This is a genomic window from Devosia sp. (assembly GCF_025809055.1).
Classification (GTDB): domain Bacteria; phylum Pseudomonadota; class Alphaproteobacteria; order Rhizobiales; family Devosiaceae; genus Devosia.
In genome coordinates this window covers 2,070,249-2,094,401 of the sequence record NZ_CP075529.1, presented here as the reverse complement: position 1 = coordinate 2,094,401, position 24,153 = coordinate 2,070,249, and the positions used below count along the sequence as shown (strand labels likewise).

The 24,153-nt window shown below is 64.3% G+C and carries 27 protein-coding genes; 18 read left to right on the top strand and 9 right to left on the bottom strand.

Annotation, left to right across the window (positions count from 1 at the left end; genetic code table 11):
• Window positions 1-6 precede the first annotated feature (6 nt).
• From KIT02_RS10185 to KIT02_RS10170, 4 genes are all read left to right on the top strand, one after another.
• Window positions 7-492 carry a hypothetical protein gene (locus KIT02_RS10185; protein ID WP_297577561.1) on the top strand — a complete coding sequence of 162 codons (486 nt, stop codon included), beginning with the start codon at window positions 7-9 and terminating at the stop codon, window positions 490-492.
• 96 nt (window positions 493-588) lie between these two features.
• Window positions 589-1,212, top strand: a complete 624-nt coding sequence (locus KIT02_RS10180) for an alpha/beta hydrolase (RefSeq protein WP_297577559.1) — start codon at window positions 589-591, stop codon at window positions 1,210-1,212.
• Between the two features lie 57 nt (window positions 1,213-1,269).
• A complete protein-coding gene (locus tag KIT02_RS10175; protein ID WP_297577557.1) occupies window positions 1,270-3,036 on the top strand; it encodes a diguanylate cyclase in 1,767 nt (588 codons plus the stop codon).
• A gap of 57 nt (window positions 3,037-3,093) precedes the next feature.
• Entirely contained in the window at window positions 3,094-4,143 is a 1,050-nt protein-coding gene (locus KIT02_RS10170; protein ID WP_297577555.1) for a DUF3298 domain-containing protein, read from the top strand.
• Window positions 4,144-4,146: 3 nt separating this feature from the next.
• On the opposite strand, the gene KIT02_RS10165 is transcribed toward KIT02_RS10170, so the two are convergent.
• Both KIT02_RS10165 and KIT02_RS10160 read right to left on the bottom strand, forming a co-directional pair.
• A complete protein-coding gene (locus KIT02_RS10165; RefSeq protein WP_297577553.1) occupies window positions 4,147-4,443 on the bottom strand; it encodes a GNAT family N-acetyltransferase in 297 nt (98 codons plus the stop codon).
• 22 nt (window positions 4,444-4,465) lie between these two features.
• Window positions 4,466-5,035, bottom strand: a complete 570-nt coding sequence (locus KIT02_RS10160) for a tetratricopeptide repeat protein (protein ID WP_297585246.1) — start codon at window positions 5,033-5,035, stop codon at window positions 4,466-4,468.
• Between the two features lie 109 nt (window positions 5,036-5,144).
• Between KIT02_RS10160 and KIT02_RS10155 the strand changes: the two genes are divergently transcribed.
• Window positions 5,145-5,543: a RidA family protein gene (locus tag KIT02_RS10155; RefSeq protein WP_297577551.1), complete on the top strand. Its 399-nt coding sequence runs from the start codon at window positions 5,145-5,147 to the stop codon at window positions 5,541-5,543.
• Window positions 5,544-5,656: 113 nt separating this feature from the next.
• On the opposite strand, the gene nadA is transcribed toward KIT02_RS10155, so the two are convergent.
• The gene (nadA, locus tag KIT02_RS10150; protein WP_297577550.1) at window positions 5,657-6,724 is read right to left on the bottom strand and encodes a quinolinate synthase NadA; all 1,068 of its coding nucleotides are present in this window, start codon (window positions 6,722-6,724) and stop codon (window positions 5,657-5,659) included.
• Between the two features lie 124 nt (window positions 6,725-6,848).
• On the opposite strand from nadA, the gene eda reads away from it, so the two are divergent.
• The 6 genes from eda (at window position 6,849) to KIT02_RS10120 (ending at window position 11,641) form a co-directional block, all read left to right on the top strand.
• The gene (gene eda / locus KIT02_RS10145) at window positions 6,849-7,484 is read left to right on the top strand and encodes a bifunctional 4-hydroxy-2-oxoglutarate aldolase/2-dehydro-3-deoxy-phosphogluconate aldolase (RefSeq protein WP_297577547.1); all 636 of its coding nucleotides are present in this window, start codon (window positions 6,849-6,851) and stop codon (window positions 7,482-7,484) included.
• A 194-nt stretch (window positions 7,485-7,678) separates the two neighbouring features.
• Window positions 7,679-8,053 carry a LysR family transcriptional regulator gene (locus KIT02_RS10140; protein ID WP_297577542.1) on the top strand — a complete coding sequence of 125 codons (375 nt, stop codon included), beginning with the start codon at window positions 7,679-7,681 and terminating at the stop codon, window positions 8,051-8,053.
• 62 nt (window positions 8,054-8,115) lie between these two features.
• On the top strand, window positions 8,116-8,844 hold the full coding sequence (gene modA / locus KIT02_RS10135; RefSeq protein WP_297577538.1) for a molybdate ABC transporter substrate-binding protein: 729 nt from the start codon (window positions 8,116-8,118) through the stop codon (window positions 8,842-8,844).
• A 190-nt stretch (window positions 8,845-9,034) separates the two neighbouring features.
• Entirely contained in the window at window positions 9,035-9,709 is a 675-nt protein-coding gene (gene modB / locus KIT02_RS10130) for a molybdate ABC transporter permease subunit (protein ID WP_297577535.1), read from the top strand.
• 254 nt (window positions 9,710-9,963) lie between these two features.
• Window positions 9,964-10,383 carry a type II toxin-antitoxin system HicB family antitoxin gene (locus tag KIT02_RS10125; RefSeq protein ID WP_297577532.1) on the top strand — a complete coding sequence of 140 codons (420 nt, stop codon included), beginning with the start codon at window positions 9,964-9,966 and terminating at the stop codon, window positions 10,381-10,383.
• Window positions 10,384-10,468: 85 nt separating this feature from the next.
• Window positions 10,469-11,641, top strand: coding sequence for an alpha-hydroxy acid oxidase (locus tag KIT02_RS10120; protein ID WP_297585244.1), 1,173 nt, complete (start codon window positions 10,469-10,471; stop codon window positions 11,639-11,641).
• Between the two features lie 204 nt (window positions 11,642-11,845).
• Here the strand turns inward: KIT02_RS10120 and KIT02_RS10115 are convergent, their stop codons facing one another.
• Genes KIT02_RS10115 through KIT02_RS10105 form a run of 3 tightly spaced genes read right to left on the bottom strand, consistent with a single transcriptional unit; the run spans window position 11,846 to window position 13,580 of the window.
• Window positions 11,846-12,646, bottom strand: a complete 801-nt coding sequence (locus tag KIT02_RS10115; RefSeq protein ID WP_297577529.1) for an anti-sigma factor — start codon at window positions 12,644-12,646, stop codon at window positions 11,846-11,848.
• Window positions 12,643-13,149, bottom strand: coding sequence for a sigma-70 family RNA polymerase sigma factor (locus tag KIT02_RS10110; protein ID WP_297577525.1), 507 nt, complete (start codon window positions 13,147-13,149; stop codon window positions 12,643-12,645). Before KIT02_RS10110 ends, KIT02_RS10115 begins: the two co-directional genes overlap by 4 nt.
• A gap of 38 nt (window positions 13,150-13,187) precedes the next feature.
• The gene (locus KIT02_RS10105; protein ID WP_297577523.1) at window positions 13,188-13,580 is read right to left on the bottom strand and encodes a hypothetical protein; all 393 of its coding nucleotides are present in this window, start codon (window positions 13,578-13,580) and stop codon (window positions 13,188-13,190) included.
• Window positions 13,581-13,827: 247 nt separating this feature from the next.
• Here KIT02_RS10105 and KIT02_RS10100 point away from each other — a divergent pair, with 247 nt between their 5' ends.
• Entirely contained in the window at window positions 13,828-14,403 is a 576-nt protein-coding gene (locus KIT02_RS10100; protein ID WP_297577521.1) for a TRAP transporter small permease subunit, read from the top strand.
• Entirely contained in the window at window positions 14,404-15,792 is a 1,389-nt protein-coding gene (locus tag KIT02_RS10095) for a TRAP transporter large permease subunit (protein WP_297577518.1), read from the top strand.
• Window positions 15,793-15,940: 148 nt separating this feature from the next.
• Here KIT02_RS10095 and KIT02_RS10090 read toward each other — a convergent pair whose 3' ends face one another.
• The gene (locus tag KIT02_RS10090; protein ID WP_297577516.1) at window positions 15,941-16,588 is read right to left on the bottom strand and encodes a response regulator transcription factor; all 648 of its coding nucleotides are present in this window, start codon (window positions 16,586-16,588) and stop codon (window positions 15,941-15,943) included.
• Complete coding sequence (locus KIT02_RS10085; RefSeq protein ID WP_297577510.1) at window positions 16,585-17,964, bottom strand: cache domain-containing protein; 1,380 nt, start codon at window positions 17,962-17,964, stop codon at window positions 16,585-16,587. The genes KIT02_RS10090 and KIT02_RS10085 overlap by 4 nt, the downstream gene beginning before the upstream one ends.
• Before the next feature lie 236 nt (window positions 17,965-18,200).
• Between KIT02_RS10085 and KIT02_RS10080 the strand changes: the two genes are divergently transcribed.
• The 5 genes from KIT02_RS10080 (at window position 18,201) to KIT02_RS10060 (ending at window position 22,538) form a co-directional block, all read left to right on the top strand.
• Entirely contained in the window at window positions 18,201-19,304 is a 1,104-nt protein-coding gene (locus KIT02_RS10080; protein ID WP_297577507.1) for a TRAP transporter substrate-binding protein, read from the top strand.
• 137 nt (window positions 19,305-19,441) lie between these two features.
• Window positions 19,442-20,386, top strand: coding sequence for a carbohydrate kinase (locus KIT02_RS10075; protein ID WP_297577504.1), 945 nt, complete (start codon window positions 19,442-19,444; stop codon window positions 20,384-20,386).
• A 69-nt stretch (window positions 20,387-20,455) separates the two neighbouring features.
• The gene (locus tag KIT02_RS10070) at window positions 20,456-21,172 is read left to right on the top strand and encodes a cytochrome c biogenesis protein CcdA (RefSeq protein ID WP_297577501.1); all 717 of its coding nucleotides are present in this window, start codon (window positions 20,456-20,458) and stop codon (window positions 21,170-21,172) included.
• Window positions 21,173-21,182: 10 nt separating this feature from the next.
• Window positions 21,183-21,593, top strand: coding sequence for a thioredoxin family protein (locus KIT02_RS10065; RefSeq protein ID WP_297577498.1), 411 nt, complete (start codon window positions 21,183-21,185; stop codon window positions 21,591-21,593).
• Window positions 21,594-21,662: 69 nt separating this feature from the next.
• A complete protein-coding gene (locus tag KIT02_RS10060) occupies window positions 21,663-22,538 on the top strand; it encodes a cytochrome c (RefSeq protein WP_297577496.1) in 876 nt (291 codons plus the stop codon).
• Here KIT02_RS10060 and KIT02_RS10055 read toward each other — a convergent pair whose 3' ends face one another.
• The gene (locus KIT02_RS10055) at window positions 22,539-24,125 is read right to left on the bottom strand and encodes an L-aspartate oxidase (protein WP_297577493.1); all 1,587 of its coding nucleotides are present in this window, start codon (window positions 24,123-24,125) and stop codon (window positions 22,539-22,541) included. It abuts the gene before it with no gap.
• Between the last annotated feature and the right edge of the window lie 28 nt (window positions 24,126-24,153).

Sequence of the window (24,153 nt, the reverse complement as noted above, 5' to 3'; positions counted from 1 at the left end):
GACGCCATGAAACGCTCAAGATTTCTCGTGGTTCTCGGTGCCGGCCTGGTCTCGCTGGCGCTTTCGGGCTGCACGAGCCTGGCGCCGGTCTATGGCGATCGCTCCGGCGCGGAAGCCATCCGTTTCAATTTTGCTTCGCCCTCCAACCGCATGGAACAACTCGTTCTCAACCGGTTGCGCGTGGCCTTTCCGGGCGCGGCCGGGGCAGCCGATCCCGTGCTGACGGTGCGGGCGTCCAGCGCCAGCGCCTATACGCCCAAGTCCGATCCGTTCCGCATCCGCGACCCCAAGGCCGAGGCCGTGCAGGCAACGGTTACGATCCGCCAGGGCGATGAGATTCTGCTCGAGGCCACGCGCAGCGCAGAAACGGCCTATCAGGATGCGACGTTGAGCCTGACCGACCAGGAATCGGAGATCGGTGCCGAAGAGACGGCCGCGCGGGCGGTGGCCGAGTCGCTGCGTCTCGCCATTCTGGCGGGCTATCGTCCCTGAGCCATTGTTGCCGGATCGGCAACGGTCCGTGTCGGCACAGCGCAATTGCCCCTATGCCTCCGGCTGTCCATATTCCCGGCAGTACAGGAGAATTTGATGTCCGCGTATCATTTCAGGCAGGCTGACGGAGAGCACGAGGCGTCTCCCACGATCTTCCTCTTCCATGGCACCGGCGGGGACGAGAACCAGTTCTTTGATTTTGCCGCACAGGTGCTGCCGGGCGCCCGGCGTATTGCGCCCCGCGGCGATGTCAGCGAGCAGGGCGCCCTGCGCTATTTCCGCCGGACTGGCGAGGGTGTCTATGACATGGCCGACCTGGCCACGAGGACCGAGGCCATGCGCGCATTCGTCAGCGCCCAGATCGGGCCAGATCACAAAGGCAAGGTCATCGGGCTCGGCTATTCAAACGGCGCCAATATCCTGGCCTCCGTGCAGTTCGCCGCGCCGCAGCTTTTCGATGCCGTTGTGCTCATGCATCCGCTGATCCCGTTTTCACCGGCACCGGCCGACTATTCCGGCCGGCAGGTGCTGATCACCGCAGGCCGTCGGGACCCGATCGCCCCGGCTCCGGAAACCAGCACCCTCGCCGCTTACTTCGAGACCAATGGCGCCGATGTCGATCGGGCCTGGCATGAAGGCGGCCATGAAATCCGTCAGGAGGAAATCAGCGCGATCGCTGCGTTCCTGTCCAAGCCGGGTCCAAAAAGCCATCAATCTTAATAAAGTCTTGAGGCGTTCTGGCCGAGGATCGGCCCCTGTTCACTGATCCAACCGCCCATGCGTCGCCCGATTTCGTCCCTGTTGCGCCATATCGGCGATACCTTGTCGCTGAAGGTATTGCTGTTCGTCCTGGCCGGATTTGCGGTGGTCGCCGCGCCGGCCTATCTGGCGTTCAACTGGATCGCCAATAGCACGGTCATCCAACTGGGCACGCTGTTCGCCGAAAAGCAGGTGCTCTACGATCGCTATCGTGGGCTGGGCGCCTTGGTGCGCGAGGTCTCGCTGGCCGAGACGCTGGCCGGCAGCCAGGCCATTCGCGACTGGGCCCGCAATGAGGATGACCCGGCACTGATGCGGCGCGGCATCGCCGAACTCGAGCATTTTCGCCAGAGCTTTGCCGACCGGTCCTACTTTTTCGTCATCGATGGCTCGGGCAATTACTATTTCAACGATGCGGCCAATGCCTATGCCGGCAACCAGCGTCGTTATGCCGTGAGCGCCGACAACCCCCGCGATGCCTGGTATTTTTCCGCCAAGGCGCTGGGGGAGGGGTGCTATCTCAATGTCGACAATGACGCCAATTTGCGGGTCACAAAGGTCTGGATGAACTGCGTCATCCGTGAGGGGCGCAATGTGCTGGGCGTCCTCGGCACCGGCATTGACCTGACGGCCTTCATCCAGGAAGTGGTCAACGTCCCCCAGACCGGGGTGACGTCGATGTTTGTCGATCGCCAGGGCTTTATTCAGGCCCATCGTGACGAAGACCTAGTCAACCTGGCCAGCCTTTCGGAAAGCCTCAGCGACAAGCGTACCGTGTTCTCGCTGGTGGATAGCGAGGCGGACCGGCAGGTCTTGGAGCGCCTGCTCGACCGGGTGGCAAGTTCCGAGGTGCAGGTCATTTCCGACTTCGTGACCATCGAGGGCAAGCAGGTGCTTGTGGGCGCCGGCTATCTCGACCGGCTCGGCTGGTTCAATGTCACATTGATGGATGTGGATGCCATCATCGACAAGCGCCTGTTCCTGCCCATCGGGGCGCTGCTGATCGCGGTGATGGGCATAACGGCCTTTGTGCTGATGCTGGTCTTCAAGCGATCCGTCCTGGACCGGGTCTTCGTGCTCGAAACCGCGGTTCGCCGGGCCCGGTCCGGCGATTATCCGGCAGCGCGGGCCCTGGGCGGCACGGGCGGGGACGAGATCGACCGGCTGTCGACGGCCTTTTCCGACATGGCAGGGGCGGTCGATGTGCAGACCAGTGAACTCGAAGCGCGCGTGCGCGAGCGCACCGCGGACCTCGAGCGGCTGGCCAATATGGATGGCCAGACCGGCCTGCTCAATCGCCGCGGATTCTCTGCCGCCCATGCCGCAGCCGCCCCCGAAGGCGCCTATGGGCTGCTGCTTGTCGATATCGACCGTTTCAAGGGCATCAACGACAATTTCGGCCATGCCGCCGGAGATGCGGTGATCAATGATATGACCATGCGTATCGCTCAGGTCGTCGGTCCGGCCAATCCCTGCGCCCGCTGGGGCGGGGACGAGTTCATCGTGCTGTTGCCCGAGAGTTCGTCCAATGTGCTGAGGGCCATGGCCTATGCGGTGCTGGCGGCGATCAACGATGGCCCGCTGCTCATGGCCGACGGAAGCGAGATTGCCATGTCGGCCAGCATCGGCGCCTGCATGGCCGAAGCCGGGGACGGTCTTGAGATCGCGACCGACATGGCCGATGCCGCGCTCTATGCCGCAAAGGAACAGGGGCGCAATCGCGTGGTGGTTTTCGATCGGGAAATGGGCGACTTCCACAAGAGTTCACGCAACCGGCAGGGTTGAAGCGGCGGGTTTGGCCTGCTTATCTCGGCGCAGGTTCACTGCGGGGAGATCATGGACATGCGTATTGCCATCGCGGCCGGGCTGCTTTTCATCGGACAATTGTTCATGCCCGCTTCCATCGCGCTTGCGGCCAGTTTCGATTGCACGCGCGCCACGACCCCATTCGAGCGCGCCATTTGCGACAATGCCGATCTTTCGGCGGCCGACGACCGGCTGGCCCTGACCTATGAGACGGCGCTGGGCGGGCTGTCCGAACCGGCGCGGGAGCAGATGCGGGGCGACCAGCGGCGCTGGCTGGCCTTTGCCCAGCAGGCCTGCAGCCCCGGCGCACGCCCCCTGAGCTCGGGTGCCTATTCCGAGGCCGGTCTTTCCTGTCTGATCGATGTGTTCTCGGACCGCTCGCGGGTGCTCGAGACCAGCCGGATCATCGACGGGTACCGCTATTATCCAACCAGCCGTTACGCGGCCTTGCCTGACCCCTATGAGGCGGCAAATCCCGAATCCTATTGGCCGGTGGCACGCCACGAGGTGAGTTACCCGCAACTGGATGGCACCGTTCCGTTCCACGCGGCGTTCAACGATTTCGTTGCCGAAAAGTCCTATGCGCTGTCCGATATTCCGGCCGATTCTGGCGATCCGGGGGCGGTTGACGAAACCAGCGACACCTATGTGTCGATGGGCGTTTCCGACACTTCGACCGGCCGGCGCATTACGCTGGATGTCACCACCTACTGGTATGGCCATGGCGCTGCCCATGGCAATGGCATGACCTTTTTCCTCCACTGGTTGAGCGACGAAGAGCGGGAAGTGGTGGCGACCGACATATTCGACAAGCCCGGCTGGGAAGGCGCGCTGCTCAAGAAGGTCACTGCGGCCCTGCGGGCGCAGCATGGTTCATTCCTGATGCTGGACGATCCGCAGGATATTGCCGAGGTGGTCATCAACCCCGAACGCTGGGACCTGTCCGACCCCTATGACCTGGTGGTGACTTTCGGCCCTTATGAAGTGGCCGCCTATGCCTATGGCTCGCCCACCGCCCGCATTGCCTGGGACGATCTGGCGGAACTGACGGCCGACGGGGCCGACGGGGTGCGCTACGGCTATTGAGGTTCAGGCGAGAAGGTCCGACCAGTCCGGATGACGGCGGAATTGCACCACGACATAGGGACAGACGGGCTTGATCTTGAAGTTCTGGGCGCGGGCGTCGGCGATGGCGGCCTTGACCAGTTGCAGGGCAATGCCGCGGCCTTCGAATTCGGGCGGGACGCCCGTGTGATCGATGATGATCATACCGTCCTCGGATTTCTTGTAGGTCATTTCCGCTTCGGCGCCGGGGGCCAGGGCGATGACATAGCGGCCGCGCGTGGGGCCCTCCTCGCGCTTTACGGTGTAGTCGCCTTCGCTCATGAGTTGGGATTTCCTATTGATTTCAACTGCGTATCGGGGGCGGGCCGAGGTCGGGGAAGAGGCCGCGCTCGGGCAGGAAGGGGTGGATCTCAAGAGCTTCCTGAATGGCCTTCATGGCCTCTTCGCTCTTGCCCTGGGTGTGATAGATCAGCGCGCGGCCGGCCATGGCGCCGAAATGGCGGGGTTCGCGCTTGAGGGTTTCTTCGATGTCGAGGAGCGACTTTTCATAGGCGCCATTGAGGAAATGGGCGGTGGCGCGCAGGTTCCAACCCTCTGAATAATCTGGATAATCGGCAACAAGCGCATCAATGAGCGGCATCTGGCTGGCCGGGCCGGCAAAGCCGCTCTGGGCAATGATGTCCTGCATGCGGGCGGCGATAGCCGTGTCGTCCGGGTGGGTCCAGATCTGCCAGATCTCGTCGGCGATAGCACGGGCCTCCGCTTCATCGGTGGCGGCGGAAAGCCTTGCAAACAGGGCATCCATCTGGCTCGACTGGGTGACGCTGAAGCCGCCGGACTGGGCAAAGACCAGGGGCGCAGGCCCAAGGGCCGACAACAGGACAGCGATCACCAGGGGGAAAACCGTGCGCATCACGCAGGGAGTGTGCGCCTTCGCCGGCGCCTGCGCAAGCATGGGCATTCGGTTAGCGGACTGTTATCGTTTCGCGCAGCGTCACAGCAAAAAGGAACAGGACCGGTCAATGTCCGACATTCTGCACCACATGATCACCACCGGCCCCCGCCCGGTCGCCCCATTCAGCCACGCCGTCGAGACCAATGGCCTGGTGTTCGTCACCGGGCAGATGCCCACCGATCCCGATGCGCCCGATGCGCCTCTGCCCGAGGGCATCGAGGCCCAGACCAGGCGGGTGATGGACAATCTCAAGATCGTGCTGGGCGGTATTGGGTTGCGGCTCGAGCATATCGTCATGGCCCGCATCTATCTCACCCAGTTCGAGCGCGATTATGCCGCGTTCAATGCCATCTGGCCGGGCTATTTCGAGGCGGGAAAGCTGCCGGCCCGGACGACTGTGGGCGTGACGGCGCTGGCCGTGGGGGCGCTGGTGGAGATTGACCTTGTGGTGCGGCGGCCGGGATAGGTTCGTTTGGACTGATCACACGCGAGCGTGGTTGGCGGCAGCCCCTCCGAGCGTCGCCAAGCTTTGCTTGCCTCCCCCCTCGAGGGGGAGGTGGGGATCGCGTGCACGGCGGCTCAGTCGCCCTTGCGGCTCAGCTCGATCATGCGTTCGACGGCGCGGCGGGCGGGGGCGATGATGTCGGTGGGGATGGTGACCTCTTCGCTCATGGTGTGGAGCGACCACAGCACATTTTCGAGATTGATGCGCTTCATGTGCGGGCAGATGTTGCAGCCGCGCAGGAAATCCACCCCAGTGGTCTCGCTGGCCACATTGTCGGACATGGAGCATTCGGTGACCATGACGACGCGCGGTGGCTTGGTGGTCTTGACCCAATCGATCATCGCTGCGGTCGAGCCGGCGAAGTCGACGGCGTCGATGACCTCGGGTGGACATTCGGGGTGGGCGATGATCTTGGCCGTGGGATAGGCGTGGCGCAGCTCGGAAATATCCTCGGCGGTAAAGGTTTCGTGGACCTCGCAGGCGCCTGCCCAGGTGATGATCTTCTTCTTGGTCTTCTTGGCGGTATTGGCGGCCAGGTATTGATCGGGGATCATGATCACCGTGTCACCTTCGACCCGATTGACGATGTCCAGGGCGTTGGACGACGTGCAGCACACATCGGTAACGGCCTTCACGGCTGCCGAGGTGTTGACATAGGTGACGACGGGCGCGCCGGGATACTGGGCGCGCATGGCCAGAACGTCTTCGGCGGTGATGCTTTCGGACAGCGAGCAGCCGGCGCGGCTATCCGGGATCAGCACCGTCTTGTCGGGATTGAGCAGTTTTGACGTCTCGGCCATGAAGTGCACGCCGCACTGCACGATCACCGACTGGCGCACCTTGGTGGCCTCGATGGCCAGTTGCAGGCTGTCGCCCACCACATCGGCAACGCCGTGATAGATCTGCGGCGTCTGGTAGTTATGGGCGAGGATGACCGCGTCCTTCTCCTTCTTGAGCCGATTGATCTGAAAGATCAGCGGCGCATAGAAGGGCCATTCGATTTCGGGGATCTTGTCCTTGACGCGGTCGAAGACCTTGTCGGTCGCCCGCTCCACGGCCTTGGAATAATTGAGGTCGAAACTGTCGGCCAGGATGGCCCTTGCCTCGGCCAGCGGGGTTACCGCGTTGATCGTCTGAACCATGGGGGCCTCCCCGCCTCTTTGCCGGGAACCTAGGTATTTTTGAGTTTCATTTCAATGAATGGCCTTGCAGGAAATTCGTCATCCGCCTAACCCTGCAACCAACTTCTCACGACGAGGACTTGTCATGCCGCAGGACGCCAACGCCATCCGATCCATCCTCTCGCTTGCCCCGGTCGTTCCGGTGATCATCCTCGACGATGTGGCACAGGCCCGGCCACTGGCCGAGGCTCTGGTCGCCGGCGGGTTGCCGGTGCTGGAGGTGACGCTGCGCACCCCCAACGCGCTCAAGGTGATGGAAGAAATGGCCAAGGTCACCGGCGCGATTGTCGGCTCGGGGACGGTCCGCAATGGCGCGCATATGAAGAGTTCGGTGGATGCCGGATGCCGGTTCATGGTGTCGCCCGGCGCCTCGCCCCGCCTCCTGGATGCGGCCGAGGATGTTGCCATCCCGCTGCTACCGGGGATCGGCACCCCGACCGAAGCCATGGCCGCCGCCGAACGGGGCTATTCGTTCCTAAAATTCTTTCCGGCCGAAGCGCTGGGTGGCGCACCGGTGCTCAAGGCCTTTGCCTCGCCCTTGCCCGACATCACCTTCTGCCCGACGGGCGGCATCGACCCGGCCAAGGCAAAGACCTATCTCGGCCTGCCCAATGTGATCTGCGTGGGCGGCAGCTGGATCATGCCGGCGGATGCGCTGGCGAGCGGCGACTTCGCCCGGATCGAGGCGCTGGCCAGGGAAGCGAGTGCGCTGCGGGGGTAGGGATTGGCTCTCCGCCACCACGGAGTCATTCCCGCGAAAGCGGGAATCTGCGCTACAAATTTAACTCAGCACAAACAGAGGTTCCCGCTTTCGCGGGAACGACCCTGGGCATTGGCTGATAGTCAGGGGCGCGTGGGCAGTGGCACTCGGGTCAGGCCCGAGGGCGGCGCTGTGATCTGGAAGGTGGTCGGACGATGACAAAACCTGTTCCCGCGTCCGGCCTCGGTCATCTGCGCGTGGTTCTCAGCGATACCGCCTATATCGGGCCGGGGCGGGCGGATCTGCTTGAGGGGATTGCCGAGACCGGGTCGATCGCCGCTGCCGGCAAAGCCATGGGCATGAGCTACAAGCGTGCCTGGGGCCTGGTGCAGGCGCTCAATAGCGGTTTTGGAGCGCCGCTGGTGCTGTCGAGCCGGGGCGGGGCGGCGCAGGGCGGCGCAAGCCTTACGCCTTTGGGGCAGGCGGTGCTGACGCGCTATCGGATGATGCAGGCCAACACCCAGGCCGCACTCGCAGAGGACGTGGCCACCCTGCGGGTTCTCATCGACGATATGTCCAAGAAAACATAACGCTTGCCTCTGCGTGGCGTTTCGGTCATCGATATGGTCGCACGACCATATCGGAGCCCAATGTGACCCGCCTTGCCCTTGCCTTCGTTCTGATGGCCGGAACTGCCATCCCCGCCTTTGCCGAGACGGCCCATGTCGCGGTGGCGGCCAATTTTACGGCTGTAGCGGAAGAGCTCGAGGCCCTGTTCGAGGCAGACGGCGCGCATCAGCTCGAACTCAGTTTCGGGGCCACCGGGCAGCTCTATACCCAGATCAGCCAGGCGGCTCCCTTTGCGGTGTTCCTGGCGGCCGACACCGAGCGCCCCGAAAAGGCGATCGCCGAAGGTCTTGCCGTCGAGGGCAGTTTCTTCGTTTATGCCGAGGGCCGGCTGGCGCTGTTCGGGCCGGGGCGCGACCTCGGCGACGGTGAGGCCGCCCTCACCGCCGACTATGCCAAACTGGCCATCGCCGACCCCCAGGCCGCGCCTTATGGCAAGGCGGCGGTGGAGACCCTGACGGCGCTGGGCCTGTACGATCAACTGGCGCCCAAACTGGTTCAGGGCGAGAACATTTCCCAGACCTTGCAATTTGTCGAAAGCGGCAATGCCGAACTCGGCTTCGTGGCGGCCAGCCAGGTGTTGGGCGAGGCCGACCAGTGGCTGGTTCCGGCCGAGTTGCATACGCCGATTTCCCAGGGCGCGGTGTTGCTCAAGGCGGGTGAGACCAATGCGGCGGCCATCGCCTTTCTCGATTTTCTGCGCAGCGCAGCGGCCGTGGCGGTGATCGAGGCGGCGGGCTATTCGGTGCCGTAAGGCTTGGCTCATCCACGTGGGACCGTGTTAAATTTGGAAGTGCCGTGGCTCCCGTCACCCCACCCTCAATCCCTCCCCATCAAGGGGAGGGAGGCGGCAGACCGTCCATCTGCGGCAGGTGGCGACATCGAGCGTCCGAGACAAGCACATCCCAGTGGGGCGGGTGATGACCCGGTGGTAGAACGACTTCATGGATTTTAGCGCGCTCATTTCTCCCATTGGCCTCACGCTGGCACTGGCGCTCTGCGTCACGGTGATGCTGATCGGCCTGGCGACGCCCCTGGCCTGGTGGCTGGCGCAGGGGAAGTCGGCCGGCCGGGATATTGTGGGGGCGGTGGTGACCCTGCCGCTGGTACTGCCGCCGACCGTGCTCGGATTTTACCTGCTGCTGGCCCTGGGCCCGAACGGGCCGGGCGGCTGGCTCGCGGGGTTCTGGGGCGCCCGGACGCTGGCCTTTTCCTTTGCGGGCCTGGTGATCGGCGGGGTCGTGGCCTCGCTGCCCTTCATGGTGCAGCCGCTGCGCAACGCCTTTGCTGCCATCGAGACAGAGGTGCTGGAAGTGTCCGACACACTGGGCGCTTCGCGGCTGCAGCGCTTCTGGCGCATTGCCGTGCCGCTGGCGCGACCGGGCTATCTCGTGGGCGCCATCATGGCCTTTGCCCATACGATGGGCGAGTTTGGCGTGGTGCTGATGATTGGCGGCAATATTCCGGGACAGACCAAGGTGCTCTCGATTGCCATCTATGACTTTGTCGAACGGCTGCAATGGGAGCATGCGCATGTGCTGGCCGGCGGCATGGTGGTGTTCGGGTTCATGGTGATCTTTGCGACACTGGTCGTGGGGCGGGGCGCCGACAGGCCTTGATGGTCGTACATTTTTGTGCGATTGTGCGTGTGTCTTGGGGGCGAGACGATGAAGCGCGAGCAATTGCTGAGGCTGCTGAGCAAGGATGCCAAGTCACGTGGATTGACGATCGCGATCGATATGGCCCGCGGCAAAGGTGGACATTGTGTTGTCCGCTGCAATGGAAAGTTCTCGGTCGTCAAATCCGGGGAAATCACGCCGACCATGGAGAGGTCATCCGCAAGCAACTGGGTCTGGACTGGCTGGAGACGCGTATGAATAGCTACTTTGCCCGATTTCAGCGTGATGGTGATGGTTGGTTGGTCACCTTTCCGGATGTGCCCGAAGCCATAACCGGAGGGCCGACGAAGAGCGAGGCCCTGGTCAACGCCGCCGATGCCCTTGAGGTCGCCTTGCTCACCTATGTCCAGGACCATCAGCCCCTGCCGGTGGCTGCGGCGCAGTCCGGTGAAGCCGTGTCAGTCTCTGCAACGGTGGCCGTCAAGATTGCCTTTGTCCAGGCCTTTCGCTCCGGCGGCCTGACACGCGTGGAGGTTGCCAGGCGCTTGGGCAAGCAGGAAGGGGAGGTACGGCGCATGCTGGACCCCTATCACAATACGAAACTGCATAGTCTCGAGGCCGGGTTGCGCGTACTCGGCAAGCAACTGGTAGTATCCGTGCGGGACGCGGCGTGACTGCTGCCGAAGGGTGCATTGACGACTAACATGTTAGTTGCTAGGCAGGCCGGGTCTGAGACCGGAGCGCCTGCACATGACCGCCATCGACAAGGTTCTGACCGTTGAGGAAATGAAGCGGCTGGCGCATCGCCGGGTGCCCAAGATGTTCTTCGACTATGCCGATAGCGGCTCATATACCGAGGGCACCTATCGGGAGAACGAGAGCGATTTCGCCAAGATCAAGCTCAACCAGAAGGTTGCGGTGAACCTTGAGGGACGCAATCTCAAGGTGAAAATGCTGGGCCAGGAAATCGCCATGCCGGTCGCCATCGCGCCGGCGGCGACCGGCGGTATGCAGACGGCCGACGGCGAGATCAAGGCAGCGCGGGCGGCGGAAAAGTTCGGCATTCCATTTTCGCTCTCGACCATGAGCGTGTGTTCGATCGAGGATATTGCCGAGAACACTACGGCCCCGTTCTGGTTCCAGCTCTATGTGATGCGCGACCGTGACTTCATCAACCGGCTGATCGACCGGGCGAAGGCGGCGAGGTGCTCGGCGCTGGTGCTGACCATGGACCTGCAGATCCTGGGGCAGCGCCACAAGGACATCAAGAACGGGCTGTCGACCCCACCCAAGTTCACGCCCTATTCGGTCTGGCAGATGATGCAGCACCCCTTGTGGTGCCTGCGCATGCTCGGCACCAAGCGGCACACGTTCCGCAATATCGTGGGCCATGTGGGGGGCGATCACGACCTGGCCTCGCTCTCGGCCTGGACGGCCAGCCAGTTCGATCCGACGCTCAACTGGGGCGACGTCAAATGGATCAAGGAGCGCTTCGGCGGGCCGGTGATCGTCAAGGGCGTGCTCGATGCCGATGATGCGCAGGCGGCGGTGGACAACGGGGCGGATGCGATCGTCGTCTCCAACCATGGCGGGCGGCAGCTCGATGGCGCGCCCTCAACCATTCGCGTCCTGCCTGAAATCGTCGATCGCGTCGGCAGCAGGACCGAGGTCTATCTCGATAGCGGCGTGCGCATGGGGCAGGACGTGGTCAAGGCGCTGGCCTATGGGGCGAAATCGACCTTTATCGGCCGGCCCATGCTCTATGGCCTGGGCGCCGGCGGAGAAGCGGGCGTGACGCGGGTGCTGGAGATCATCCGCAAGGAGATCGACACCACCATGGCCCTATGCGGGGAGCGGGATATTCTCAATGTCGGACTGCACAATATCTATTCGAACGACATTCCGCCGCGCAACGCGCCGAAGACGGTTTGAGCGGTGCCACAGCCTCGTCCTTCGACGGGCTCAGGATGAGGTCTACCTGCGTTTCAGCGGTGCCATGACCTCGACCTTCGACGAGCTCAGGATGAGGTCTACTGGGGCTCAGGATGAGGTCTACTGGGGCTCAGGATGAGGTTTGCGGGTACTCTTGAGACCTCATGGTGAGCCTGTCGAACCACGAGGGCGGGCACCGGGGGACTATCCTCTATATGCCGGCTGATCGGACTGGCTGGGCGTCAGCTGGCTGAAGACGGCATTGGCGATGCCCGCCAGCGCCTCCGGCGGCTGCGGGCCGACAATGGTGCATGTGATGACGTCGCTGGCCCAATAGAGCGCGTTGTCGGCGCCGAAGGGGACGGTTTCGTAGTCCGGACCGTCAATGCCGGTGGCCGGCGTGATGTAGAGCGTCAGGCGCTCTCCTGACGGGTTTTCGTACATGAGTTGGGCGGCGCGGCCGCCCGGGACGTCGGGGGCCGGCAGGAGGCGTCCGCCGAGGAAGGTGAGGCCCTCTGCGGACAGATCGGGCATGGCGAGGCCGGTGTCGAGGCGGTTGGACAGCCAGCTCGAGAGATGGTCGCTGTCCGTGCTCGCCACTTCCACGGCATGGCGATTTTCCGCGACATAGACGGTGTGGGCGCTGACGGCATTGGCGATCAGCCTTTCGTGCAGCGCCGGACCGGCGGGACCGGGACGCAGCAGCCAGCCCATGGCCACGCCCATACCGAGCACGATGAGGATCATGGCCGCGCGGGCCCAGAATTGTCCCTGGCGGCGGCGGGCGGCGCTGGCCAGACGATGCGGATCGAGCCGCACCGGCACCTGCTCGGCGGCGGCCGGGGCGAACAGGGTGCGGATGGCATCGGACTGGCGCATCAGCGCGGCCAGTTCGGCGGCGGCCTCGGCATTGCTCGCGCAATGAGCCTCGACGGCGCTGCGCTGGGCCGGTTCGAGCTGCCCGTCGGCATAGGCCATCAGCTGATCGCGGGTGATCTCGCTCATTTGACGGTCCTCAGATGCGGCTCGGCCGGTGCGCCGGTGAGCGCGCGCAAGGCGGCGCGGGCACGGCCCAGCCGGCTCATCAGCGTGCCAGTGGGAATGCCCAGGATGCGGGCTGCCTCGGCATAGGCCAGGCCTTCGATAGTGACCAGCAGCAGGGCCTCCTTCTGGTCGAGGGGCAGGGTTTCGATGGCGCGGGCCAGTTCGGCAAGCGCGATATGACCGGGCTGGGGCGCCGGTACCGCCAGTTCGGGCGCTGTGTCGAGGTCGACCGGCGTGCCGTGGCGGCGCTCGGCCCGGATGCTGTTGCGGTGCAGATTGACCAGGATGGTGAAAAGCCAGGGGCGCAGCGGGCCGCGCGGCTGGAACAGGCCCCGGCGCGCAATGGCGCGTTCGAGGCAGTCCTGCACCAGATCGTCGGCGCGGTCGAGATTGCGGGTGAGCGCACGCGCGTAGCGGCGCAGGGCCGGCACGCAGGCTTGGATCTCATCGACAAAGTCGGCCACGCCGATCGCCTCATATATCCTGGTCAGTCAGGACGGGATCACTCGATGGCAAGATGCCAGACGCCGCCGACACCGTCACCCTTGATGTCGCCGGGAGCCATGTCCTCGACCCAGTAGTAGAGCGGCCAGCCCTTATAGGCCCAGATCATGGTGCCATCGGTGCGCTCGACAATGGTGAAATCGCCCTCGGCCGTATCAGAGGCCTCGGCAAACAGGGGCGGCCATTTTTCCGCGCAAGTGTCGTAGCAGTTGGACACGCCGACCGCGTCCTTGTCGAAGGTGTAAAGCGTCATGCCATTGGCATCTGTCAGCACCATCTTGCCGCCGATATCGGTCGACTTGACCACCCCGCCCAGATAATCGGCGGCAAAGGCGGGAGCGGCGAACAGGGCAAGGGCGGCGACAGCGCCCAGAGCGGTTGCGAGTTTCACGGGGACATCCTCCGGTTGTGCGGGACGCCCTCTGACGCCCCTGCCGACACCAACACCCCAGACGCCGGTTTAATCCCCCTAGTCAGAAAAATTTGTCGCGTCAGACCCTCGCATACCCATTTTTACGGGTTTTTGCCCGATTGACCCCGGGGTTTGGGGGCCGCGCTGTTGTGCGCCGAACCTATTTTGTCCTATCCGTCCATTTGTCCGCAATTTTGACAAGAACAGGCGGGCGGGAGGATTTCTGATGCAAATCTTGGCAGGGTTCGTCCGCGTGATCAGCGGTCTGAACTGGATTGTCGGCCAGGTGTTGTCATGGCTGGCCCTGGCGACAGTGCTGGTCTGCTTCACGGTTGTCGTGCAGCGCTACTTCTTCAGCATGTCGGTCCTGTGGGTGCAGGATCTCTATGTATGGCTGGCCGGGGCGATGTTTACCGGCGTCGCCGGCTTTGCGCTGATGCGCAATGACCATGTGCGCGTGGATATCTTTTACCGCCCGGCCGATGTGCGCTGGAAGGCCAGGGCCGACCTGATCGGGGTGGTGCTGTTCCTGTTGCCCTTTGTCTATGTGGTCTGGACCTATGGTTACCCCGCGGTCGCCCGCTCATGGGGCTATTACGAGGGGTCGGCGAATATCGGCGGCATGCCGGGCCTGTTCATCCTCAAGAGCTTCATCCTGGTGTTTGCCGTGCTGGTGGGCCTGCAGGGTCTGGCCATGGCGGCCCGCGCCATTCTCGTACTCAGCGGCAAGGAAGACCTGTTGCCGCCCGACCTGCGCTACCGGGACGACAGCGCCGAACACCCGTCCGGGGAGACTGCATAAATGGATCCGGTATTGCTTGGAGAAATCCTCTCCGGCCTGATGTTCCTGGGCGTCATCGGCGTCCTCATGCTGGGCTTTCCGGTGGCGTTCTCGCTGGCCGGTACGGCGCTGATCTTCGGTCTCGTCGGCTGGTGGCTGGGTGTCTATGACCCGTCCAATTACGGTTCGCTCGCCGGGCGCTATATTGGCCTGATGACCAATGAAGTGCTGGTGGCGGTGCCGCTCTTCATCTTCATGGGCGTGATGCTGGAGCGCTCGGGCATTGCCGAGCAATTGCTGCTCACCATGGGCAAGCTGTTCGGCAACCTTCGGGGGGGCCTCGGGCTTTCGGTGATCGTGGTGGGCGCACTGCTCGCCGCGTCGACCGGCGTGGTCGGCGCCACCGTGGTCACCATGGGGCTGATCTCGCTGCCGGCGATGATGCGGGCGGGCTATGATCCCAAACTCGCCTCGGGCGTGATCTGTGCATCGGGAACGCTGGGGCAGATCATCCCGCCTTCGACCGTGCTGATCTTCATGGGCGACATGCTTTCGGGCATCAATGCCCAGGTGCAGATGTCCAAGGGCAATTTCGCGCCGGAGCCGGTTTCGGTGGGCGCGCTGTTCGCCGGGGCGATCATCCCAGGCCTGCTGCTGGTCGGGCTCTATGCGGCCTACATGATCTTCAAGGCGATCACCGATCCCGAGAGCTGCCCGGCAACGCCGGTGCCCGAAGCCGAAAAGGCCACCCTGGCCCGCGATGTGGTCGTGGCCCTGCTGCCGCCGCTGCTGCTCATCGTGGCCGTGCTCGGCTCGATCCTGGGCGGCATTGCCACACCGACGGAAGCGGCTTCGGTCGGCTCAGTGGGCGCCATCATCCTGGCTCTGCTGCGGCGCAAGGTCAGCTTCGACATCCTGCGCCAGGCGGTGATCTCGACCGCCACCATCACCTCGATGGTGTTCATCATCCTGTTCGGTGCGGCGGTGTTTTCCATCGTCTTCCGCATGATGGGCGGCGACAACCTGGTGCATGAGTTCCTCTCGAGCATGCCGGGTGGAGCCATCGGCGCCATGATCATCGTCATGCTGATCATGTTCCTGCTCGGCTTCATCCTCGACACGTTCGAGATCATCTTTATCGTGATCCCGATCACCGCGCCTGTGCTGCTGGCCCTCGATATCAACCCGATCTGGCTGGGCGTGATGGTCGGTGTGAACCTGCAGACCAGCTTCCTGACCCCGCCCTTCGGCTTCTCGCTGTTCTACCTGCGTGGCGTGGCCCCGGCGAAGGTGTCGACCGGCATGATCTATCGCGGGGCCGTGCCCTTCGTGATCCTGCAGATCGTGGCAATCATCACTTTGTTTGCCTTCCCGCAGCTGATCACCTGGCTGCCTTCGGTGCTCTACTGAGGCCGGTGAGGGACGTGAATGACAAAGGCCCGGGCGTGATCCCGGGCCTTTGTTTTTTTGGGGGGGTGCGGGACACCAGAGGTTCCCGCTTTCGCGGGAATGACCTGGTGGGGGTGGAATGACGCGGTGGGGTGCCGATGGGCGACGGTCAGTCGCCGGCAGGGCCGACCAGGCCGTTGTCGATGGCATAGCGGGTGAGGCCGGCGGTGGTGGCGATGCCCAGCTTTTTCTTGATGTTCTTGCGATGGGTCTCAACCGTGCGCACTGAGATGTCGAGCTCGTCGGCAATGGCCTTGCTGGCGCTGCCCCTGGCCACCAGCAGCAGTACCGACTGTTCGCGCGTGGTCAGGGGAATAACGGCGCTGGCGCGGTTGGTCTTGGTCAGGATGGCCTCGGAGACGCCGGAGGAGAAATAGGTCCTGCCGGCGGCGACGGCCTCGATGGCGGCGACGATTTCAGTGGTCGAGACATCCTTGAGGATATAGCCGGACGCCCCATACATGACGGCGGTCGAGATATATTCGCGGCTGTCGTGCATGGAGAGCATGAGCAGCCGGGTTTGCGGCACGCGCTCGCGGAACAGTTCGATGGCATCGAGGCCGCTGAGTTCGGGCATGTTGATGTCCATCATCACCACGTCCGGCTTCTGCTGCTCGGCCAGGGCCAGGGCGGCGCGGGCCGAGCCGACGTCGGCGACGACGCGGATGTGGTCATAGGTCTCGATGACCGAGCGGATGCCTTCGAGCACCAGGGGGTGGTCGTCACAGAGGATGACGCGGATCGGGGAGGTGCTCATGCCGGTACGGGGTCTTTGCGCTCGATGAGATAAACCGACTTGGGCAGCCAGGCCCGGAGCACGGTACCCTCGCTGGAGGTGCGCACTTCGAGCCGGCCGCCGAAATGCTCCATGCGCTCCTGCATGTTGCGCAGGCCAAGCCCCGACTGGCGCTTCCGCGGGGGGGCATCGGCAAAGCCGACCCCGTCATCCTCGATCACCAGGTGCACACCATTGGCGCTGGTGATAGTGATCCTGACGAGGCTGGCATTGGCATGGCGTTCGATATTGGTCAGGGCCTCCTGCGCGACGCGGTAGAGCGCCGTCCTGGCTTCGGGCAGCACCACATTCTTGAAGGCCACCGCCTTGAGTTCGACCGCAATGCCGGTGCGCTCGGAGAAATTGCCGGTCAATTCATCAAGGGCTGCAGAGAGGCCGAGGTCGTCGAGCATGCCCGGCCGCAGATTGTGCGAAATGCGCCGGACTTCCTTGATGGCATTGTTGAGGCCGAGGGCGCCGCGATCGATGACATCGGCGGCGTCCGCAGCGCCGTTGCGCACCTTTGAGGCGGCAAGATCAAGCATGTAGCGGGCGGCCACCATGGTCTGGGAAATGCCGTCATGCAGTTCACGGGCTATGCGGGCGCGCTCTTCTTCCTGCGTGTCGATGACCCGCTGGGTGAGGTCCTTGAGGCGCGTATCAGCCAGGCGCCGCTCGCGCATGGTAACGAGGAAGCTCACGAGGAAAACGACGATGACGATGGGCACGGTGATGGCCGCGACGATGATGAAGGTGGTGTCGATATGGCTGCGCAGATCGGCCTCGGCGGCGGCCGTCTGGGCGAAGACGTCGTCGAGATAGACGCCGGTGCCCAGCATCCAGCGCCATTTGTCGAGGCCCACGGCGAAGGAGAGCTTGTCGGCAATGATGCCGGCGGAGGGTTTTTCCCACTTGTATTGGTGCAGGCCGCCGCCTTCCTTGGCGCGCTCGACCAGATTGTAGATGACGCGATTGCCGTCCGGATCGGTCAGGTCCAGCCAGTTCTGACCATGCCGATAGGCCTGGCGGGGATGGACGATGTTGACCCCGTCATAGTCGTAGGCAAAGAAATAGCCATCGGGGCCGTAGTCGAGATCGGAAAGAATGGCCCGCACCTGCGCCTTGGCTTCCTCGTCGTCCGGGCCGGCAGCCTCGTAGATGTCGGCAAAGGCGGAAACGGCCATATTGGTGAGATTGAGGAGCTCGGTTTCCTTGGCCTTGAGCAGACTGCGCTCGAAGGTGGCAATGCTGGCCCGGGCCAATTGCGTGGATTGGGAGGTCACGAGCGCGGTGATGGCCAGAATGGCCAGCAAGAGCGGAATGATCGCCAGCGCCAGGATTTTCTGTCTCAGGTTCATCTTGTGTCAGCGATCCCCTCGGAACGCCCGATACTAGCATAGAACCGCGGCTGGCTCTGCGTAGTATTGGGTAGGATTGCCCCAGATTTGCCGTCTTTGCCAAAGGACCACTGGACAGAAGAGCGCACTGTGGGTTGACTATGACTTCGCGCGCGTGCGCCGAGCGGTCTTCGGGATGGGCCGCAACAAAGTTCAGGGATGGAGGAACCATCCCGCAACCTGTCTGGGAGGACAGTATGAAAAGACGCGAATTCTTCAAGACCGCAGGTGTGTCTGCGGTGGGTGCGGCCGTGGCGACTGCCGGCCTTGCAACACCGGCCATTGCCCAGGGCAATATCAACTGGCGCATGGTTACCACCTGGCCGAAGAACTTCCCCGGCCTGGGCGTGGGCGCACAGCGCCTTGCCGATCGCATCACCGCCGCTTCGGGCGGCCGGCTGACCGTGCAGGTCTTTGCCGCCGGCGAAATGGTTCCGGGCCTGCAGGCCCTCGACGCGGTGATCGACGGCTCGGCCGAAATGAGCCACGGCGCCGCCTATTACTGGCAGAACAAGAGCCAGGGCCTTTCCTTCTTCACCGGCGTGCCGTTCGGCATGACCAGCCGCGAGCTGACCGGCTGGGTCCGCCACATGGGCGGTCAGGAAATCTGGGACGAAATCTACGACCAGTTCGGCGTCCAGGGCTTCCTCTCCGGCGATACCGGCACCCAGGCTGGTGGCTGGTTCAAGAACGAATTGACCGGCGTTGCCGACGTGCAGGGCCTGCGCTTCCGTACCCCGGGTCTGGGTGGCCAGGTCTGGGCCAAGCTTGGCGCCTCGGTGACCAACCTCGCCGCCGGCGAAATTTTTGCCGCGCTGCAGTCGGGTACGCTGGATGCCGCCGAATTCGTCGGTCCCTATAACGACCTGGCGCTCGGCTTCTACCAGATCGCCAAGAACTACTACTTCCCCAGCTTCATCGAGCCGGGCCTGGCCACCGAACTGGTGGTCGACAAGGCCAAGTTCCAGGCTCTGCCGGGGGACCTGCAGGCCATCGTCAAGGATTGCTGCCAGGCCGAGTACGACAACGTGGCTGCCGACTTCGCCGCCAATGACCCGCGTGCCCTGCAGTCGCTGGTCAGCGAGCACGGTGTGCAGATCAAGCAGTTCCCGGACGAAATCCTGGAAGCCGGCGCCAAGGCCGCTACCGAACTGCTGACGGAAATCCGCGAAAGCGGCGATGCGCTGACCAAGAAGACCGCCGAGAGCTTCATCTCCGCGCTCAACGTGGTCCGCCAGAAGACCGACGGCACCGACTCGCTGTTCCTGGCGGCTCGCCAGAAGTACTTCACCCTGAGCTAAGCTCTGGCGGAAACTTGACCGAGAAGCCCGGGACGTGTCCCGGGCTTTTTTGTGCCTCGTGCCCGGGCAGGCGGGCAAGCATCTGGTGACAAGCGCGATGAAAATGGTATTGGCACCACGACCGAGGGAGATGCGTAATGTTTGTCGTGGGTGGTGAGAGCCTGATCGATCTGGTGCCGACCGGCGCGGGTGCCGATGCCGAGCGCGTGGCGCTGGCAGGCGGTTCGCCTTTCAACTGTGCCATTGCGCTGAGCCGGCTCGGCAACGACACGGGTTTTCTCTGCCCCATCAGCCAGGACGAATATGGTGATCTGCTGCTGACGCCACTGGCGGAAAATGGCGTCGCGGTGCTGCTCAAGGACCGGGTTGCGGCCCCCACCACCAAGGCCATCGTCACCTTCAATGACAAGATGCAGGCCAGCTACGTGTTCGAGCGCGGCGCCGATCGGGCTTTTACCCGCGAGGGGCTGCTGGCGGCGCTGCCGGAGGCGGTGACGCTCTATCAGATCGGGGGGTTCTGCCCCATTCTCGAGGCGGATGCGGCGGTCTGGCGCGACGTGGTCGACCAGGCCATTGCGCGTGGTGCCACGGTGTCGTTCGACATCAATGTGCGCGACAAGCTGGTCGATGACGAGGCCGGGTACCGGGCGCGGCTCTCCCAGTTTCTCGATCGGGCGCATCTGGTGAAGCTGTCCGAGGAAGACCATGAATGGCTCGAGCCGGGCAAGAGTATCGAAACCCATGCGACCGAGCTTCTGGAGCGGCCCAATTGCGCGCTTGTCGTGGTGACGCTGGGCGAACATGGCAGCCGCGCCTTTTCGCGCGCCGCGCATGGCTCGGCGCCGATCCATGCCCCGCCGGTCTTCGGTGACACGGTGGGGGCGGGCGACAGCCTGATGGCAGGCATCCTGACCTGGCTCAAGGACAATGACCGGCTCGGCCAAGAGCCGATGGCGGGCCTCACCAATACCGAACTCGACGCCATGCTCGGCTTCGGGGCGGTGGTGGCCGGCATCAATTGCGGCCGCAAGGGGTGCCAGCCACCCAACCGGGCCGAGGTCGATGCGGTTCTGGCCGCCTGAGGGGACAAGGCTGTAACCTTTTACCCCCGATGCCCGAATGGCTGATGAAGCCGCTTCGGGGGGACGTCCTTGATCGATTATATTCTGGCCTATGCTGCAGGTCTGCTGACGCTGATCAATCCCTGCGTGCTGCCTCTGTTGCCGCTGATCGGGGCAAGCGCCCTGGCGCGGCATCGGCTGGCGCCCCTGGCCATGGCCGGGGGCATGGCGTTGAGCTTCACCCTCGCCGGCCTTGGCGCCTTTGCGGTGACGCGGGCATTCGGCCTGCCCCAGGACGTCATCGCCCTTGCCGCAGGCTGGATCATGCTCGGCTTCGGTCTCATCATGCTGACCCCGCCGCTACAGGCGCAGTTTTCCCGGCTTGCCGGCGCCACGGCCAGCGGCAGCACGCGGCTTCTTGGGCAGGTGGAGGGGCGTGGGCTCTGGGGCGAGGCAGCGGCGGGCGCCTTGCTGGGCCTGGCCTGGTCGCCCTGTATCGGGCCGACGCTGGGCGGCGCCATCGGGCTTGCGGCACAGGGGGAGAACCTCATCCATGCCGGGCTGATCATGGGATCTTTCGCGCTTGGCGCTGCCAGCATCGTGCTGGCGCTCGCCTATGGCACGCGCGCCGCCCTTGCTGGCCGCCGCGCCGCGCTCATGCAGCTGGCGCCGCACGCCAAGACCGCGCTGGGCCTTGGCCTGGTGGTTGTCGGGCTCGCCATCATCTTTCGCATCGACCGGCTGATCGAAGCCTGGGCACTGGGCGTGCTGCCGGTCTGGCTGGTCGATCTGTCCGTCAGCATCTGAGGAGAAAACCATGCTTACACGTCGTCACTTCCTGGGCGCCCTGAGCGGGCTGGCTGGAGCCGGACTTTTGTCCGTGCCGGTTTCCGCGCTGGATTTCATCGATTTTACCGGCAGCGAGCTGGCGGGCCTGGAGGCCAGCGGCGCGCCCTATGTCATCAATTTTCACGCCAGCTGGTGCCCGACATGCGCGGCGCAGCAGCGGGTTCTTGATGCCCTGCAGGCGGAAAGCGCGGCCTATGCCGGCATCACAATATTGCGGGTCGACTGGGACACCTATGGCAATTCAGAGCTGGCGCGTAACCTGGCCATTCCCCGGCGCTCGACACTGGTGCTGATGCGTGGCACGAGCGAACTGGGGCGCCTGGTGGCGGAAACGCGCAAGGCCGAAATTGCGGCCCTGCTCGATCTGGGTGCCCGCTGACCGCGCCCCCGATTGCGCGGGACGGCATGTTCTGCTCAAACTGCGCACAGGGTGCGATGAGGGCAGGGCATGAAAAAGACCTGGTTGGTATTGGGTGTCTTGGCGGTGGTAGGCCTCGGGGCCGCCGCCTATCTCCTCAAGCCGGTGAGCGGTCCGGCGCGTGACCTGACACTGGTTGGCGATGCCGCGCGCGGTGACTATCTCATCCGGCTTGGCGGCTGTGTCGCCTGCCATACCGACGCGGCCAATGGCGGCGCGTATCTTGCGGGTGGTGCCGGACTGGAAACGCCATTCGGCACCTTTGTGCCGCCCAATATCACCTCCGATGCCCAGGCGGGCATCGGCAGCTGGACCGTGCAGCAGTTTTCCGATGCCATGAGCAATGGCATGGGGCCGCAAGGGCACCTCTATCCGGCCTTTCCCTATGAGAATTACACGCTGATGAGCGACCAGGAGATCGTCGATCTTTTTGCCGCCCTGATGGCGACCGAGCCGGTGGCGACACCGGCGGCGGACAGCGATATTCCGTTCCCGTTCAATATCAGGCTGGCCATGGCCGGCTGGCAGAACCTGTTCTTCCGGCCGGCGCGGTTCGAGCCGGATCCGGACCAGTCCGACCTCTACAATCGCGGCAAGTACCTGGCCTATGGTCCGGCCCATTGCGTGGCCTGCCACACGCCGCGCAATGCGGTCGGGGCGCTGGAATGGGACCAGGCGCTTACGGGCTCGCCGGGCGGTACCGGGGGCCGCGCACCCGCCCTGACGGCCGAAGCCCTGGTTGCCGAGGGCTATGACGTCGCAACGCTGGTGCAGACGCTCAAGGACGGCTTTACGCCGGGTTTTGATGTGCTGGGCGGTTCCATGGGCGAGGTGATCAGTGATTCCACCTCGCACTGGACCGACGACGATCTCACCGCGCTCGCGACTTACCTGCTGACGGAATAGTCAGGCGCCGGCCCTGATGGACAGGGCCTCGTCCAGCGTCATTTCGGTATGGTGCTCCCAGGTTTCGCTGGTGTCGGGGAAATCGGTGCGGAAATGGCCGCCGCGGCTTTCGGTGCGCCTGAGCGCGGCTGCCGCCACCAGCGTCGCCGAAGTGGTCATGTTGAGATAGGCGCTGGTGACGCGCTCGGCATTGGCTTCGAGCCGGGCAATATCGCGCAGAGCCTGCTTCAGCCCCTCGGCATCGCGCTCGACGCCGACCAGATCGGTCATCACCCGGCGCAGGTCCTGCACGGCCGCCGTATTGCGCAGGGCTTCCTCGGCGCGATTGCCTTCCTGCTCGTCCCATTCGATGCCGCGGAAGGGACTGAGCTCGCGTGCCGGCTCCAGGCCGCCGATATCCTCGGCGATTCGGGCGCCATAGACGACCGCCTCGAGCAGGGAATTGGAGGCCAGGCGATTGGCGCCATGCAGGCCCGTGCAGGAGGCTTCGCCACAGACCCAGAGGCCGGGCAGCGAGGAGCGGCCGCGTTCGTCGACCTTGACCCCGCCCATGTGGAAATGCGCGGCGGGGGTGACTGGGATTGTGCCATTGACCGGATCGATGCCGGCATCGGCGCAGTATTTCGAGACCGTGGGGAAGCGCGTCAGGATGTCGGCGCCCAGGGCAGCCCTGGTGTCGAGGAAGACGCGGCGCCCCGACTGGATCTGGCGGAAATTGGCGCGGGCGACCACGTCGCGCGGCGCCAGTTCGGCATCGGGGTGGATGGCGGGCATGAAGCGCTCGCCCATATCGTTGACGAGAATGGCGCCTTCCCCGCGCAAGGCCTCGGTGGCGAGCGGCGCCGGATCGGCATTGGTGGCAATGGCGGTGGGATGAAACTGGACGAATTCGGGATCGGCGATAAGGGCGCCGGCCCGGGCGGCCATGCCCAGGGCATGGCCTCGCACGCCGGGCGGATTGGTGGTGACGGCGTAGAGACCGCCCAGCCCCCCGGCGGCCAGGATGGTGGCGCGGGCGCGGATGAAAACGGGTTCGGAATAGCGGTCGCCGAGCTTGCGGCAATAGACACCGACAATGCGGCCATTGTCTCGGGCCAGGCTCAAGGCGGTAATGCCTTCGACAACGCGGATCGAGGGGGTCTTGCGGACCTGGGCGATAATGGCCTGCATGATGGCCCAGCCGGCCCTGTCGCCCTCGACCTTGACGATGCGATTGGCGGAATGGGCGGCTTCGCGGCCCAGCTCGAAATTGCCGAAATCGTCGCGATCAAAGGGCGTGCCCCAGCGGGCCAGATCTTCGATGCGGGCGACGGCCTCGGCGGTGACGCTTTCGGCAATGCCGTGATCGACAATGCCGGCCCCGGCCATTTCGGTGTCGAGGGCATGGGCGTGCGAGGAATCATCCTCGCCCATGGCCGCGGCCACACCGCCCTGGGCCCAGGCCGATGAGGCGCCGGTGCCCAGCGGCTTGGGCGAGAGCACGGTGACCGGACGCGGCGCGAGCTTGAGCGCGGTGAAGAGGCCGGCAAGGCCGGCGCCGACAATCAGGGCGCCGTCGGCGTTGAGGGTGTTGTCAAAGGTGGTCACAGAGCGTCCTCCCAATCCCGGAACCGCC

Excerpts from the sequence above, each read along its gene's own strand:
- KIT02_RS10125 (WP_297577532.1), top strand. The coding sequence starts at position 9,964 with ATGAATAGCTACTTTGCCCGATTTCAGCGTGATGGTGATGGTTGGTTG.
- eda (WP_297577547.1), top strand. The coding sequence starts at position 6,849 with ATGCCGCAGGACGCCAACGCCATCCGATCCATCCTCTCGCTTGCCCCG.
- KIT02_RS10080 (WP_297577507.1), top strand. The coding sequence starts at position 18,201 with ATGAAAAGACGCGAATTCTTCAAGACCGCAGGTGTGTCTGCGGTGGGT.
- KIT02_RS10180 (WP_297577559.1), top strand. The coding sequence starts at position 589 with ATGTCCGCGTATCATTTCAGGCAGGCTGACGGAGAGCACGAGGCGTCT.
- KIT02_RS10090 (WP_297577516.1), bottom strand. The coding sequence starts at position 16,588 with ATGAGCACCTCCCCGATCCGCGTCATCCTCTGTGACGACCACCCCCTG.
- KIT02_RS10185 (WP_297577561.1), top strand. The coding sequence starts at position 7 with ATGAAACGCTCAAGATTTCTCGTGGTTCTCGGTGCCGGCCTGGTCTCG.
- KIT02_RS10075 (WP_297577504.1), top strand. The coding sequence starts at position 19,442 with ATGTTTGTCGTGGGTGGTGAGAGCCTGATCGATCTGGTGCCGACCGGC.
- KIT02_RS10060 (WP_297577496.1), top strand. The coding sequence starts at position 21,663 with ATGAAAAAGACCTGGTTGGTATTGGGTGTCTTGGCGGTGGTAGGCCTC.
- KIT02_RS10115 (WP_297577529.1), bottom strand. The coding sequence starts at position 12,646 with ATGAGCGAGATCACCCGCGATCAGCTGATGGCCTATGCCGACGGGCAG.
- KIT02_RS10095 (WP_297577518.1), top strand. The coding sequence starts at position 14,404 with ATGGATCCGGTATTGCTTGGAGAAATCCTCTCCGGCCTGATGTTCCTG.
- KIT02_RS10100 (WP_297577521.1), top strand. The coding sequence starts at position 13,828 with ATGCAAATCTTGGCAGGGTTCGTCCGCGTGATCAGCGGTCTGAACTGG.
- KIT02_RS10175 (WP_297577557.1), top strand. The coding sequence starts at position 1,270 with ATGCGTCGCCCGATTTCGTCCCTGTTGCGCCATATCGGCGATACCTTG.
- modB (WP_297577535.1), top strand. The coding sequence starts at position 9,035 with ATGGATTTTAGCGCGCTCATTTCTCCCATTGGCCTCACGCTGGCACTG.
- KIT02_RS10065 (WP_297577498.1), top strand. The coding sequence starts at position 21,183 with ATGCTTACACGTCGTCACTTCCTGGGCGCCCTGAGCGGGCTGGCTGGA.
- KIT02_RS10165 (WP_297577553.1), bottom strand. The coding sequence starts at position 4,443 with ATGAGCGAAGGCGACTACACCGTAAAGCGCGAGGAGGGCCCCACGCGC.
- KIT02_RS10170 (WP_297577555.1), top strand. The coding sequence starts at position 3,094 with ATGCGTATTGCCATCGCGGCCGGGCTGCTTTTCATCGGACAATTGTTC.
- KIT02_RS10155 (WP_297577551.1), top strand. The coding sequence starts at position 5,145 with ATGTCCGACATTCTGCACCACATGATCACCACCGGCCCCCGCCCGGTC.
- KIT02_RS10085 (WP_297577510.1), bottom strand. The coding sequence starts at position 17,964 with ATGAACCTGAGACAGAAAATCCTGGCGCTGGCGATCATTCCGCTCTTG.
- KIT02_RS10160 (WP_297585246.1), bottom strand. The coding sequence starts at position 5,035 with ATGCGCACGGTTTTCCCCCTGGTGATCGCTGTCCTGTTGTCGGCCCTT.
- nadA (WP_297577550.1), bottom strand. The coding sequence starts at position 6,724 with ATGGTTCAGACGATCAACGCGGTAACCCCGCTGGCCGAGGCAAGGGCC.
- KIT02_RS10140 (WP_297577542.1), top strand. The coding sequence starts at position 7,679 with ATGACAAAACCTGTTCCCGCGTCCGGCCTCGGTCATCTGCGCGTGGTT.